Here is a 14450-nt window from a genome sequence, read left to right as displayed (position 1 = left end):
GTGATGTGAGCCGGTTTCTCGTCAAGATTTGATCAAGATCCGGTCGAGGCGTGCACGGCAATGTCGTTGCCACCACGGCCACGAACCTCGGCAATGGCGTCATTGACCGCACTGCCGAGCGCCGTCAGGTCGTAGCCTCGCTCGAAGGTGTCTGCGATGCCGAAACTCGCTGTCAGTCGAATCAGCGCGGTCTGCTGCAGCGGCGCGTCGACGAGCGTGGTTCGAATGCGTTCGGCCAGTGTGCGTGCTTCGGCGGCCGATTCCACGCCGGCCAGCACGAGAAACCGCCCGCTCGCCCGGTGGCCGATGATCGACAGCACCGGTGCGCCCGCGCGCAGATCCTTCGCGAACCGGGCGATAGCCTCGTCGCCGGCCACCCGCCCGAACGCGATATTGATCTCGGGCAGGTTGTCAATGTCGGCGCCGATCAGCGCGAGCCCGGCTCCCGCGTCGTGGCCACGAGCGAGGTGGTCGGCGGCCGCCTGCAGAAACGCGCTGGCCGAGAGCACTCCGGCTGCCGAGTGGATGCCGTCGGTCTGGTCGCCGACGGCACTCCCCTGCGCTTGTTGCGCGCGCAATACCGACCCGGCGATGGTTAGCGGAACCACCAGACAGATGCTCAGCGCTGTGAGGTTGGCGGTGCCGAAGTAGTTTAAAAAAGTCGTGCCATCGAGGGCGAAGGCCACGGCCCTGCCCATCGCAGCAAGCGCCGCAATCCAGAGCACGAAGGCCAAAATGCGGCCGCACGGGTTGCGGCGCAGCCGGCCGCGCATCGCTTCCCAGGCACCGAGCGTGGCCAGCAGCGCAATGCCCAAACACAACTCGACCGTGCCAGCCCAGCGGTCGGCCGGCGCTCCGTGCAGCAGAGTGGCCGCGAGCACGATGGCTGCTACGGCCACGATCATCCAGAATGCGCGCCTGCGACCGTTGTAGTGACGCAGCCCTGCCCACACCGAACCGACGCTGATAGTCAACGCCACATTGGCGAACACGACGGCCCACCACAGGGTCTGCCCGCCGGCCGAAGCTCCGTGCGCAATGGTCACCGCCATCGCCGCGATGAAGGCAATGCTCCAGATTCGGCCGACGGAATCGTCGTGATTGAACGCGGTGTTCACGATGAACGAGACCCCACATAGTGCCACAACGATGCCGTTGAGTACCAGCAGTGTGTGCGTGTCCAAATTCATGGGCTTACCCCCGTGTTGCCGTTCATGATGCGCGCGGTAATGTCGCGATGGCCGTAACGCCCCGGCCCGAAGCCGATTCGAGCCGCAGGTCGCCGCCGTGTTGGCGGCAAATGTCGCGACTGATTCTGAGCCCGAGCCCGGTGCCGTGAACGCTCGAACCGCGCACCGAATCCGCCCGGTAGAACCGGTCGAACAGTTTGATCTGCTCCCCCGGCGTCATTCCGCGGCCGGTGTCTGTGACTCGCAGTTCAACCTCGGTAGCGCCCTCGATCAGGCTCACGGTAATACTTCCCGAATGGTTGTTGTACTTGATCGCATTCGAAAACAAGTTGTCGATCACCTGACGCAAGCGGAGGGCATCCGCTTCAAGGTGCACCGGTGCACGTGCAGACACGATGAAACGGATGTCCCGTTCAGCCGCGACCACACGCAGCGATTCGATTGCGTCGGTCACGATCACCGACAGATCGCAGGAACCCCGAACGATCTCGAGCTCGTGCTGGGACGCGGTGGTCAGCAAGTCGGCTACCAGGGCCAGCAGCCGGTCGGAATTCTTGGACGCGACCTCGAGCATGCGCCGGGTGGACGGGTCGAGGGACTCGTCGTCGAGCGCGAGTTCGAGATAGCCGATGATCGAGGTCAGCGGGGTGCGCAGTTCGTGCGACACGGATGCCACGAGGTCGTCGCGAGCCTTGATCGCGCGCAACTCGGCGGTCACGTCGCGGGCCACCATAACGCCGCCGTCGTAGTTCTCGTTCTCGTCGAGGATGGGAGTGGCGGAGATGAGCACGGCGGACTGGTGGCCAGGTTCACCCACCCAGACGGTGGCGCGGTCGACGCTCTCGCCGCGGATGGCCCGCTGAAACGGGCGATCCTGCTCCGCGTACGGCGTGAAATGGTCATCGCGATAGACCACGACCGAGGAGAGTTGGCCATCTTTCACCCCGAATCGGGAGAACATCTCGCGTTGGGCGCGATTGATGAAGTTGGGCTTGGCTTGGCGGTCGAAGCCGACAACGCCGAAGTCGATGGTGTTGAAGATCGCGTCGAGCGTGTTCTCCTGGCGTCTCGAGCGACGCAGCGCCCCCTCAAAGAGCTCCGACTGCTGGGTGAGCAGCACCCACTGCGCTGCCGCGCGCCTCGTCGTCGTGTAGGTCGTGGCCGCGACGAACGCGAGCATGACCGGCACAATCGCGAGCCGCGGAATTTCATCTGCGGTCATCGGTACGCCGCGCAGCCAACCAGCGCCCCAGAGCAGAATCGTGGCAAGCGCAACGCTGCCAGCCGCTCCGCGGGCGCCGAAGTGCGTTGCTAGCCAGATCACCGGAAACACGAGCAGAAAGGTCGTGCCGAGCAGCGGTTCGCCCTCGCGAGCGATGACCAGCCCGAGCAGGTCGAGCACGGGTAGAACCGCGATCGCGCCCTTCGGCAGCCGTCGCCACGGTAGAGCGGCGGACAGCGCCGTGGTGGCGAAGATGATCAGTATTCCCGCAAGAAACAGCTCCTGGGAAAAGAGCTGATCATCGACCAGTCCCGCGACGGCGGTCAGCACGAGCGTCGCCGATCCGACCAGAAGTTGAGTAATAAAGATGGACCGTTCCACCCGTTCCTGGTGCGCCCGGTCTGGCTGTATGCGGCGTGATATCACGGTTGGGCCCCCGTTTCGGGCGTGAGCACTGGGTCAGGCAGAACGGCCTGCGCCCCGAATTCCAGGTCGTCGGCCTGGTGCCCGTGCGTGTCGTTCAGGCGTTTGAATGCGTCGAGGTCGATGAACAGCGCCGCGGTGGCCTCTGCGTCACCGCGATTGCCGTTGATGGCCGGCCAGGGCCGGACCGGGATCAGTGCCGGCACGGCCAGCACGGGTACCGTGATGGTCGGTGATCGATGCGCGACGCTGCCGACCCGAATCCAGGCGATTTCGAGGGCCGCAACGCAGAGCCCACCAGCGACGGCGAGCGCAATTCTGGTGCCGGGTTCAGCGAGCACAATGGCGATCGTGATGGGAATAAAAACGAGGCCCAGCACCCCGAGTACGCCAAAGGAGACGCGCTGCAACACGCCCGATAATCGACTTCGGCTCACGCAGTCAAAGTCTACGCGACGTGCCCCCAAATGAGGGGGTGGGCGTCAGGCCAGGGCAATGGGCAGGTCGGCGGCGATCAGCTCGGCAATCTGCACGGCGTTCAGGGCTGCGCCCTTGCGCAGGTTGTCGTTGCTGATGAACAGGGCTAGGCCACGGCCATCCGCTACGCCTTCATCTTGGCGGATTCGACCGACGAAACTGGCGTCCTTACCGGCAGCCTCGAGCGGGGTAGGGATGTCAGTCAGTTCGACGCCGGGAGCTGTTGTGAGCAGCTCTTCGGCTCGCGCGACGCTGATCGGCCGGTCGAATTCGACATTGATCGAGAGCGAGTGGCCGGTGAAGACCGGTACACGCACGCACGTTCCAGAGACCAGCAGTTCGGGCAAGCCGAGAATCTTGCGGCTCTCGTTGCGCAGCTTCTTCTCTTCATCGGTCTCGAACTGGCCGTCATCGACGATGCTGCCAGCCAGCGGAATCACGTCGAACGCGATCGGCCGGGCGTAAATGGTGGGCTCGGGCAGGGCTACGGCGCTGCCGTCGTGCACGAGCTGGAACAGGTTTTCATCTTGCACGGCGACACGCACCTGGCTGGCAAGCTCGAAAGCTCCAGCGAGGCCACTTCCGGAGACCGCCTGGTAGGTGCTCACGATCAAGCGTTTGAGTCCGGCCTCATCGTGCAGAACCTTGAGCACGGGCATGGCCGCCATGGTGGTGCAGTTCGGGTTGGCGATGATGCCCTTGACGGCGAGCTTGATGGCTTCGGGGTTGACCTCGCTGACGACGAGGGGAACGTTCGGGTCCATGCGCCAGCCCGACGAGTTGTCGACGACGGTCACGCCCGCCGCGGCGAAGCGGGGAGCCTGCGCCTTGGAGAGGGTCGCACCGGCCGAGAAGATCGCGACGTCGAGGCCGGTCGGATCGGCGAGGGAGGCGTCTTCGACCGTGATCGGTTCGCCGCGGAAGGTGAGGGTGGTGCCGGCCGAGCGGGCCGACGCGAAGAAGCGGATACTCTTCACCGGAAAATCGCGCTCCTCGAGCAGGCGACGCACCACTGCGCCGACCTGTCCGGTGGCACCGACGACGCCGATGTTGATTCCGGCTGTGCTAACTGTGGTGGTCACGTGTGATTCCTAACGTCGTTCGGGGAGTGGCTGATTCAGTCGGCAGATTTGCCAGCTAGCGGCCGGAGCCGCCGTGCACGACGGCTTCGGCCTCTCCGTCGAGCCCGAACGCGGTGTGCACCACGCGGAGGGCTTCGTTGATGGTGTCGGCCCGGGTGACGACCGAGATGCGAATCTCACTGGTCGAGATCATCTCGATGTTGATTCCAGCCTCGTACAGTGCCTCGAACAGCTTCGCCGAGACGCCGGTGTTGGTGCGCATACCGCCACCGACGAGGGCAAGCTTGGCGATCTGGTCGTCGTATTGCAGGCCGGCGAACCCGATGCGGCTCTGTTCGTTAGTCAGCGCGGTCAACACCTGCTGGCCTTCCGACTTGGGCAGCGTGAACGAGATATCGGTGAGCCCGGTCGCCGCGGCCGACACGTTCTGCACGATCATGTCGACGTTGGCATTCGTCTTCGCCACAATTTTGAAGATCAGGGCGGCCTTGCCTGGAATGTCGGGAACTCCGACGACGGTGACCTTCGCCTCGCTCAGGTCGGCGGCGATTCCAGCGATGACGGGCTCTTCCACAATTTCTCCATTTTCTCGCGCGGTCACGGCGTTGTACACGATGGTGCCAGTGTTGTTGTTAAACGAGGAACGAACGTGCAGCGTGACGCCGTGGCGCCGGGCATATTCCACTGCGCGAATATGCAGAACCTTGGCTCCAGCGGCCGAGAGTTCGAGCATCTCTTCGCTCGTGACGCGCTCTAGTTTGCGGGCGTGGGGAACGACGCGCGGGTCGGCGGTGAAGATGCCATCGACATCCGTGTAAATCTCGCATATATCGGCGTCGAGGGCGGCGGCGAGGGCAACGGCCGTGGTGTCGGAGCCGCCGCGTCCGAGGGTCGTGATGTCCATGGTGTCGCGGCTAAAGCCCTGAAACCCGGCGACGATGGCGACGGCGCCCTCGTCGAGGGCCGAGCGGATGCGTCCGGGCGTGACGTCGACGATGCGCGCCGAGCCGTGGCGGGCATCCGTGATCATGCCGGCCTGGCTGCCGGTGAAGGAGCGGGCGTCGTAGCCGAGGCTTTTGATGGACATTGCCAAAAGCGCCATCGAGATGCGTTCGCCAGCGGTGAGCAACATGTCGAGCTCGCGCGGAGCTGGCAGGGGCGTGACCTGGTGGGCGAGGTCGAGCAGTTCGTCGGTGGAGTCGCCCATGGCAGAGACGGCGACGACGACCTCATTACCGGCCTTGCGGGTATCGACGATGCGTTTGGCGACACGTTTGATGCTTTCGGCATCGGCGACGGATGACCCGCCGAACTTCTGCACGATCAAGCTCATGTGACTCCTGAGATGGGGTGTCGCCGACCGGTTGCTGGGCCGCGTCCAAGTTCCCATCCTAAATGCTGGTGCCAGCGGGTGGGTGCCATGTGACGGTGCGCGGCATGGGGACACGCGCTAGCCAGCGCCCGGGTTGGGGCCTTGGGCCTACCTTGGGTCGCCGGGCCCGGGAAATAGGACGATGGCGCGAGGGGCGGCGACCGGTGGAGGACGGTTCTGGCTAGTGGTTGACCTCGCGGCGGCCCTCGAAGGCTCGGCCCAGGGTGACCTCGTCGGCGTATTCGAGGTCGCCGCCGACCGGCAGCCCGGATGCGAGGCGCGTGACCTTGATCTCAAGCGTTGTGAGCAGCCTCGAGAGGTACGTCGCGGTGGCCTCCCCCTCAAGGTTGGGGTCTGTTGCGATGATGACTTCTTGAACGGTGTTGTCGGCGAGGCGCTGCATGAGCTGGCGAATACGCAGGTCGTCGGGGCCGACGCCGTCAATCGGGCTGATGGCTCCGCCGAGCACGTGATACAAGCCCTTGAACTCGCGGGTTCGTTCGATCGCGACGACGTCTTTCGCCTCTTCGACCACGCAGATCGAGGTGGGGTCACGACGCGGATCGCGACAGATCAGGCAGGTCGGCTGCTCGGACACGTTGCCACAGATGTCGCAGAAACGCACCTTGTCGCGCACTTCGAGCAGCACGTTGGCGAGCCGGGTCACGTCGAATTTCTCGGTCTGCAGGATGTGGAACGCAATGCGCTGCGCCGACTTCGGTCCGATTCCGGGAAGTTGGCCCAGCTCGTCGATCAGTTCCTGAACGATGCCTTCATACATGGTCTAGTGGTCGTTTCTGGTTCGGGGTGCTGCGGAATAGGGCTGTTCCTCGATGAAAGTCGCACCAAGAATCTCGCGCACGACGGCTTCGCCATAGCGCTGCTTCTCGGCGAACGATGGCGCGCGCGACCGGTCCTTCGCACTGTCGCGCTGGCCGGAAGCATTCGGATGCTGGCGTTGGGCCGACCCGCCCTGCTGACCGGATGCCTGCTGGCCCACAGCGGGCTGACCGGCAGCGGCCTGGCCGGCGGCCGGCTGGCCGGAACCCTGCTGACCCACGGCGGGCTGGCCCGAGTTCTGAGGCTGTCGACCCTGCTCCGCGCGCGGATGCGAAGCGGATGCCTCAACATGCGCCTCGTAGTTTGGCACGCGTTCCTCGGCGGGTGCGTCCATCTCGGGCGGCGCATCATCGTCGTCAAACGGCGGGGGCACATCGTCGAACGGCGGCTCATCCTGGCGCCGCGGAGCTGGCGACGGCACGGCCGTCGACGGCGGGAACGGGGCAGCGTTCGGTAGCTGACCGGCGGGGGCGGCAGTGCCCGGGGCATCCGTTGTGTCGTCGGCAACAATGGGTAGCGCCGGACCGTTGGGCGAGCCGGGAATGGCCACCGTGGCCCACCCACTGGTCGACTTCGCCACGGGTGACACACCAGCCGGTGCTGCATTGGGCGGCGTCGCTTCTCGCCCAGCGGCGGCCGCGACTTCCGTTGACGGGGGCGCGGGTGACGCGGCGAGGTCGGGAGCGATTTCGGTTGGCGGGGGCGCGTTGGGCGCGAGCGGCACGACCGATTCCGTTCCGTTGGGCGCGTGCACCGTCGTTGCGGGGGATGCAGTCCCAACCAGGTCGGGCTCGGCCGAAGTCGGTTCGGTTGACGCAGACGCCGCCGCACTGTCAGTCAACTCGCGCGTCGGGGCAGCTGGCGCAGGCTCCGCGGCGACCGTTGTCGAGTCGCCCGACGATGACGCGCTCGGTGAAGAAATCTCGCGACCGGTGTCGACGCGCGCGATGAACTTGACCCGGAGTCCGAGCACCGCGACGATTGCGGTGCGCAAGAAGTCGCTGGTTCCCATTCCGGGGACCTTTTGCTGCTTGAAACTCTCGACATCGGCATGGCTCGGGAACGAGAGGGCGAGCACGTCGCCGTTCAGACTGAGTACGTGCGCGGTATAGACGACGAGCCACGCGGTCGTTTTCTCTGTTTTTACTGCTTCGAGAATCTCCGGCCAGGCGTCCTTGAGCTGCTGCAGCGAGACCGGGGCTCCGGGGACCACGGCAGAGCGGACAGCTTGCGTTGCTGGGATGGCGGGCTCGGCAAGCGGACGGGCGGAGGTCGCTCCGGTTGCGGACGGCGAAGCGGACCCTGGCTCGGCCGAGCTCACGGCGGACGGCAGCTGAGAGGCGGGAGCGGCGAAGCCGCCAGCCCGCGGGGCCGTGGCGGGTGGGACTGACGTTCCCACCCGGTGATCGAGCGTGCCGAGATCGCCATTTGGGGAACTCGCGCCGGTGGCAGCCGGCCGAGCCGCGGCCCCAGCGAGCGCAGCGGCGGATGCACCAACCGGCACGGCAGCGGCACCACCGGCGGGCACACCAGCGGCACCAGCGGGCGCAGTGAATCCGTCGACTCCGATGCGACGCTCGAGGCGCTCGACTCTGGCGAGCGCACCGCGCGTCGTGTCATCGCTCGCGGGAATCAGCGCGCGGGCGATCATCAGCTCGAGGTGCAGGCGCGGCGAGGTAGCCCCGCTCATCTCAGTGAGCGCGGCGTTCAAAATATCGGCGGTGCGCGAGAGCTCGGCCGGTCCGAACGCCGAGGCCTGTACGCTCATGCGTTCGAGCTCGTCTTGTGGCACTCCGCGCAGCACCGCTGCGGCGCCGGCGACGCTCGTGGCCGCGACGATAATGAGGTCTCGCATCCGCTCCAGGAGGTCTTCAACGAACCGGCGCGGATCTTGCCCGGTCTGAATAACCCGGTCAACGGCGTCAAATGCTGCCCCGGCATCGCGCGCGCCGATGGCCTCGACGGCTTCGTCGAGCAGTGACGCGCTGGTGTAACCGAGCAGCGCCACGGCGCGCTCGTACTCAATCGACTGCCCGTCGGACCCGGCCATGAGCTGGTCGAGCAGCGACAGGGTGTCGCGCGGCGAGCCTCCGCCGGCGCGCACAACGAGCGGCAGCACTCCGGGCGCGACAATCATTTTCTCGGCGTCGCACATCTGCTGCACGTATTCGAGCATCGGCCCCGGCGGCACCAACCGGAACGGATAGTGGTGAGTACGCGAACGGATGGTGCCGATCACCTTTTCGGGTTCGGTGGTCGCAAAGATGAACTTCACGTGTTCCGGCGGCTCTTCGACGATCTTGAGCAGGGCGTTGAAGCCCTGCGGCGTCACCATGTGCGCCTCGTCGAGGATAAAGATTTTGTAGCGGTCACGGGCGGGCGCGAAGATCGCACGCTCGCGAATGTCGCGGGCGTCATCGACACCGTTGTGGCTGGCCGCGTCGATCTCGACGACGTCGAGGGAGCCGCCACCGTCACGGGCCAGCTCAACACAGCTGGGGCAGACACCGCAGGGAGTGTCAGTTGGACCCTCGGCGCAATTGAGGCAGCGCGCAAGAATGCGCGCCGACGTCGTCTTGCCACAGCCGCGCGGACCACTAAACAAATAGGCATGATTCACCCGGTTTGTGCGCAGCGCCGTCATCAGCGGATCAGTCACTTGGGACTGACCGATCATTTCGGCAAAGGTCTCTGGCCGGTAGCGGCGATACAGGGCGGTAACCACGCTTCCAATGGTACTTGCCCCCACCGACACTCGGCCGCGCCGATTCGTCACGCGCTACGCGCCCGCAGCGACAGCGCCCGACCCTGTCTATCGCGGTACGTAAAACCGGTAGATCTAAGACACGCCGTCTGACGGCGCATTGAGCACCGGCGTGTCACGATTTTTACCGGTATTACCCAACGGATGTCTCCTCCCCAGCCGGGCGCAGCATCCGTTTCTCCCCAGAATTGCCGACCGAACCTCGCAGCCGAGTCGGAGCCGGCATCATCTCGGCATGCGCCCACTTCAGTTGATTTGCTCACTCGGTCATGTCGCCACGACCGACGAACTATTTCGGAGCGGCGTGAGCGCGCGGGAAATTCGGGCTGCACTGCACCTCGGCCTTATCGCCAGGGCCGCTCGCGGCACCTATGTCTGCGAACACGCCGATGCCGAGCAACGTCAAGCCGCGGCATTGCACGCCCAAATTGCCTGCGTCAGTGCCGTGCATCGGTCTGATGTGTGGTGCGGCGTGGACTCGGCACTCCACCTGATGCGTCCAGCGGATGCCCGCGGGGGCGGCGAGACCGCGCGCCCGAGCGCCGACCCGAGCGGGCGAAGTCTTCATTTTCACGGAGCAAAGCCGCGCTTCGCTCTTGCCGGAACGTCGTGGATGGTCGACCCCGTGGAAGCCGTCTGGCAGGCTATCCATTGTCTCAACGAAGAACACGCCATCGCATGTCTGGAATCGGCACTCCATCTCAAGTTCCTCACCGCCTCGCAAGTACACCACCTCTGCGTGCTCGCACCGGCACGACTTCAGCCCGGCATTCGGGAGATGGAGGACACGGCAGACTCCGGGCTCGAGACTCTGACGCGACGACGGCTGCGCCATCGCGGCTTTGCCGTCGTCGCGCAGGCGAGAGTCGGCTCGATCTACGAGGACCTCGTCGTTGACGATTGTGTCGCACTCGAGATCGATGGCAGGCAGTGGCACGGGGCGACCAAATTCATCTCTGATTACGACCGAGACCTCATGGTCGAGGGGCTGGGCCGCCGAACCCTTCGATTGTCCTACCGCCACATCATGTATGAATGGGAGACGACGCTCGCGACTATCGAACGCACGGTTGCTGACGCACGATGGGTCCGGGATCGCCATCGCGGTCGCCAATTGCGCGGCCAGAACGAGCCGTGGTGGTAAGTCGCGCACGTAACACCGGCAATATTCGCGACACGCCGGGCATGAGGCCATGGCCGCTCGGTGCGTCCCAGATTTACCGGCATTACGTACCAGCGACCGGCGGGCGGACGCGAGCCAGGCGCGAGCCAGGCGCGACGAGGCTGCCCGAGCTACGCGAGCCAGGCGAGCTACGCGAGCCAGGCGCGAGCCAGGCGGGCTAGGCGGGCCAGGCGGGCCAGGCGGGCCAGGCGAGCTAGCGCACCGTGGCGAGGGTCTGGCGGGCGATCTCCAGCTCTTCGTTGGTGGGAATAACGAGCACGGTGACCGCGGAGTCGTCCGTGCTGATAACGCGCGGGCCGCGATCGGTGGCGGCATTGCGTGCCGGGTCGATACGGATGCCGAATGCCTCGAGCTCGCCGAGCGTGCGAGCACGCAGCATGGGATCGTTCTCGCCGACCCCCGCCGTGAACGAGATCACGTCGACCCGCCCGAGCTGGGCAAAGTAGGCGCCAACGTAGTGCTTGAGCCGGTGCACGTAGACGTCAATCGCGAGCTGGGATGGACCGTCGCCAGCCTCGGCGGCCATGATCACGTCGCGCATATCGCCGCGACCGGTGAGGCCGAGCAGTCCGCTCCCGCGGTTGAGCAGGGTGTCGAGATCGTCAATGTCGAGACCAGCACGGCGGTGCAGGTGAAAGAGCACGCCGGCGTCGATGTCGCCAGAGCGGGTACCCATGACGAGCCCCTCGAGCGGGGTCATACCCATGCTCGTTTCCACCGATTGGCCGCCGCGCACGGCACAAACCGATGCTCCGTTGCCGAGGTGCAGCACAATCTGGTTCAGGTCGGTAAGCTTCCGGCCGAGAAATTCCGCACCGGCACGCGAGACGAAGCTGTAGCTCGTGCCGTGAAACCCGTAGCGCCGGATTCGAAACCGCTCGGCCAGGTCCGCGTTGATCGCATAGGTGAACGCCTCGGGCGGGAGAGTCTGGTGAAAGGCCGTGTCGAAAATGGCCACGTGCGGCACAGCGGGAAAAGCGATCTCGGCGGCCACGATACCCTGCAACGCGCCCGGATTGTGCAGCGGAGCAAGCGCTGCTAACTCGTCAATGTCACGCTCTACCTGCGGCGTGACCAGGGTGGGTTCGTGAAACCGGGCCCCGCCGTGCACGACCCGGTGCCCCACCGCGACCGGCGGGTGGGTGCCGAGCGAGGGACCGTGGGTGGCGAACGCCTCCAGCATGACCGCGAATCCGGCGGTGTGGTCTGGGATGGGAAGTTCGCGCTTCCATTTTTGTGAAGCGGATGCCGCAACCTCTGTTTGCGTCGCCGGTTGCGCCACCAGGCTGGTCATCACGCGCGTCGCCGTGCTCGAAGCTGCGCTCGACGCTATCAAAGAAGTCATATCGACACCCGCGCCCGACGCCACCGAAGCAGCTACGCCCGAAGCAACCGAATGCGACGAGTGCCCCATGAGCTCGCCGATACGCTCGACCAGACCGCTCGCGAGGGTGGTCTCGGTGTCCATGTCAATCAGCTGGTATTTAAAGGAACTCGACCCCGAGTTGACGACGAGAACCGCGGTCATCGGGTTGCTCCGGCCGGAGTTGCGTCCAGAGCCGGGGTCGCGGCATCCGTCAGCCCGGCCGCCTGGATGGCCGTAATCGCCACGGTGTTCACAATGTCCTGCACGAGCGCGCCGCGCGAGAGATCGTTGATCGCCTTGCGCAGGCCCTGCAGAACAGGTCCGATCGCGACAGCGCCGGCGCTTCGCTGCACAGCCTTGTAGGTGTTATTGCCGGTGTTGAGGTCGGGGAAGATGAACACGGTGGCGCGGCCAGCCACGGTGGAACCGGGCATCTTGGTGGCGGCGACCGCGGCATCCGCTGCTGCATCGTACTGAATGGGACCCTCGACCAGCAGGTCGGGCCGGCGCTCGCGGACGAGCGCAGTGGCGGTGCGCACCTTGTCGACGTCGGCGCCCTCGCCGCTGGTTCCGGTGGAGTACGACAGCATCGCGATGCGCGGCTCGATGCCGAACTGCACCGCCGTCGCCGCGGCCGAGATGGCGATGTCCGCGAGCTGCTCAGCAGTCGGAACCGGGATGACGGCGCAGTCGCCGTAGACCAACACCCGATCAGCGAGCGCCATCAGGAACACGCTCGATACCACTCCGACACCGGCCTGCGTTTTGATGATCTCGAAACTCGGCCGAATAGTGTGCGCGGTCGTATGCGTCGCGCCGGAAACCATGCCGTCGGCGAGGCCAAGCTGCACCATCATGGTGCCGAAATAGCTCACATCGGTGACGGTTTCATTGGCCTGGTCGCGCGTGATTCCCTTATGTGCTCGCAACTGCATATATTCCTGAGCGAACTTGATGCGCAACAGATCGTCGTACGGGCTCACGACCTTGGCCTTGGAAATGTCGAGGCCGAGGCCGATCGCGCGCGAGCGCACCTCGAACTCCTCGCCGAGAATCGTCAGCTCGACCACATCGCGGGCCAGCAGGGTAGCGGCGGCGCGCAGCACGCGGTCATCCTCGCCCTCCGGCAGTACGATGTGCTGGCGGTTCTGCCGGGCGCGCTCGAGTAGCGCGTACTCGAACATGAGCGGCGTGACGACCTCGGCCCGGCTGACATCGAGCCGGTCGAGCAGAGCGGATGCGTCGACGTGGGTCTCGAACAGCGCCAGCGCTGTGTCGTGCTTGCGCTGCGAGTCCGCGGCGAGGCGCCCGCGGGTGCGCGTGATGCGCATGGTCGTGTCGTACGAGCCGAGCGCAGTTCTGATGATCGGCAGCGAGGGAGCGAGGCCCTCCATCAGGCGTTGAATAGCGTCGGGCAGCTCGAAGCCGCCGTTCAGCACGATGCCGGCAATTGACGGGAACGTCGCGGAAGCGTTGGCCAACAGCACGGCGAGCAACACGTCTTCCCGGTCGCCGGGAACAACAACGACGGCGCCCTCAATGAGGCGCGGGAGCACGTTGACCATCGACATGGCGGCCACGACAACGCCGAGCGCTTCGCGGGCGAGTAGGGCGGGGTCGCCCTTCATCAGGGTTCCCTCTGTGGCCTCCATGATGCTCTGCATGCTCGGGGCAACGAGATAGGGGTCTTCGGGAATGGCCCAAATCGGCACGCCGAAGGCTCCGCCCGACCGCGCCGGCTGAGCGTTGGTCGTGGCGCGCACGGCTTCAATGATCTGCGGCAGGGCGTTCTCGTCGGCCCGGTTGATAATGATCGCCAGAACGGATGCGTGTTCGTCGCGCAATTCCGCGAGCGCCACGTCGGTCTGCTGGCCAATATCTACGGCGGAGCGGGCGTCGCTCTGGCCGAGACGTTCACCCTCGCCGGGACCGACGCGGCCGCCGAGCACGAGCAGCACTGGGGCACCGAGATTGGCGGCGATGCGTGCGTTGAAGGCGAGCTCGGTGGGGCTGCCGACGTCGGTGTAGTCGCTGCCGATAACGACGACGGTGTCGCAGTTGGCTTCGACAGCTTTGTACCGCGCAACGATCGCGGCCAGGGCGGCGTCTGGATCGGTGTTAACGTCGTCGTAACTGACACCGATGCTCTGCTCGTAGGTTTGGACGGCGGCGGTGCCGGGGCCGGCGTTCGCCTGCAAGTGGCCAAGGAGAAGCTCGACGACATAGTCGGGCTCGGTAGCGGTACGGGCGACCGGTCGGAACACGCCGACCCGCTCGACGAGGTGGGTGAGGGTGTCAAGCACGCCGAGGGCGATGCTCGACTTGCCGGTATTGCCTTCTGCGCTGGTGATATAGATGCTGCGAGCCACGGTGTCCATTCAAACGTATTCAAGTTGGGAGTGCGTCGGCGGAAACTTAGAGGTAAGTCGTATTCCACGCTATACCGAGATGGGGCTGCTCGATGGCGGTTGGGGGTGTAGCGACCAGCGGATGGCCGGGTTTCGCAGACGGGTCGCGTTGGGCGATGGCGG

Annotated in this window: 10 protein-coding genes; 1 reads left to right on the top strand and 9 read right to left on the bottom strand. The window is 65.5% G+C overall.

All coding sequences use genetic code 11. The annotated features are described in order from the left end of the window. Window positions 1-32: 32 nt before the first annotated feature. The 7 genes from CXY75_RS13155 to CXY75_RS13125 all read right to left on the bottom strand — a co-directional run bounded on the left by CXY75_RS13155 (window position 33) and on the right by CXY75_RS13125 (window position 9331). Window positions 33-1190 (bottom strand): diguanylate cyclase, encoded by a 1158-nt coding sequence (locus CXY75_RS13155; protein ID WP_104083248.1) that lies wholly within the window; start codon window positions 1188-1190, stop codon window positions 33-35. A 22-nt stretch (window positions 1191-1212) separates the two neighbouring features. Then, window positions 1213-2793, bottom strand: coding sequence for a cell wall metabolism sensor histidine kinase WalK (locus tag CXY75_RS13150; protein WP_104083247.1), 1581 nt, complete (start codon window positions 2791-2793; stop codon window positions 1213-1215). 41 nt (window positions 2794-2834) lie between these two features. Further along, a complete protein-coding gene (locus CXY75_RS13145) occupies window positions 2835-3272 on the bottom strand; it encodes a diguanylate cyclase domain-containing protein (RefSeq protein WP_199182453.1) in 438 nt (145 codons plus the stop codon). Window positions 3273-3317: 45 nt separating this feature from the next. Continuing rightward, window positions 3318-4394, bottom strand: a complete 1077-nt coding sequence (locus CXY75_RS13140) for an aspartate-semialdehyde dehydrogenase (RefSeq protein WP_104083245.1) — start codon at window positions 4392-4394, stop codon at window positions 3318-3320. Window positions 4395-4449: 55 nt separating this feature from the next. Continuing rightward, window positions 4450-5727 (bottom strand): aspartate kinase, encoded by a 1278-nt coding sequence (locus CXY75_RS13135; protein ID WP_104083244.1) that lies wholly within the window; start codon window positions 5725-5727, stop codon window positions 4450-4452. Between the two features lie 220 nt (window positions 5728-5947). Continuing rightward, window positions 5948-6547 (bottom strand): recombination mediator RecR, encoded by a 600-nt coding sequence (recR, locus tag CXY75_RS13130; protein ID WP_104083243.1) that lies wholly within the window; start codon window positions 6545-6547, stop codon window positions 5948-5950. 3 nt (window positions 6548-6550) lie between these two features. Beyond that, entirely contained in the window at window positions 6551-9331 is a 2781-nt protein-coding gene (locus tag CXY75_RS13125; protein WP_104083242.1) for a DNA polymerase III subunit gamma and tau, read from the bottom strand. A 274-nt stretch (window positions 9332-9605) separates the two neighbouring features. Here CXY75_RS13125 and CXY75_RS13120 point away from each other — a divergent pair, with 274 nt between their 5' ends. After that, on the top strand, window positions 9606-10514 hold the full coding sequence (locus CXY75_RS13120) for a type IV toxin-antitoxin system AbiEi family antitoxin domain-containing protein (RefSeq protein ID WP_104083241.1): 909 nt from the start codon (window positions 9606-9608) through the stop codon (window positions 10512-10514). A 232-nt stretch (window positions 10515-10746) separates the two neighbouring features. On the opposite strand, the gene CXY75_RS13115 is transcribed toward CXY75_RS13120, so the two are convergent. Then, window positions 10747-12081, bottom strand: coding sequence for an acetate/propionate family kinase (locus CXY75_RS13115; protein WP_146069468.1), 1335 nt, complete (start codon window positions 12079-12081; stop codon window positions 10747-10749). Then, window positions 12078-14288 (bottom strand): phosphate acetyltransferase, encoded by a 2211-nt coding sequence (gene pta / locus CXY75_RS13105; protein ID WP_104083333.1) that lies wholly within the window; start codon window positions 14286-14288, stop codon window positions 12078-12080. Before pta ends, CXY75_RS13115 begins: the two co-directional genes overlap by 4 nt. Window positions 14289-14450: the final 162 nt, after the last annotated feature.

The sequence above is a fragment of the Cryobacterium sp. Y11 genome (genome assembly GCF_002929535.1).
Lineage (GTDB): Bacteria > Actinomycetota > Actinomycetes > Actinomycetales > Microbacteriaceae > Cryobacterium.
Note: the sequence above shows the minus strand (reverse complement) of the source record. Positions and strands in the feature narration are given on the sequence as shown.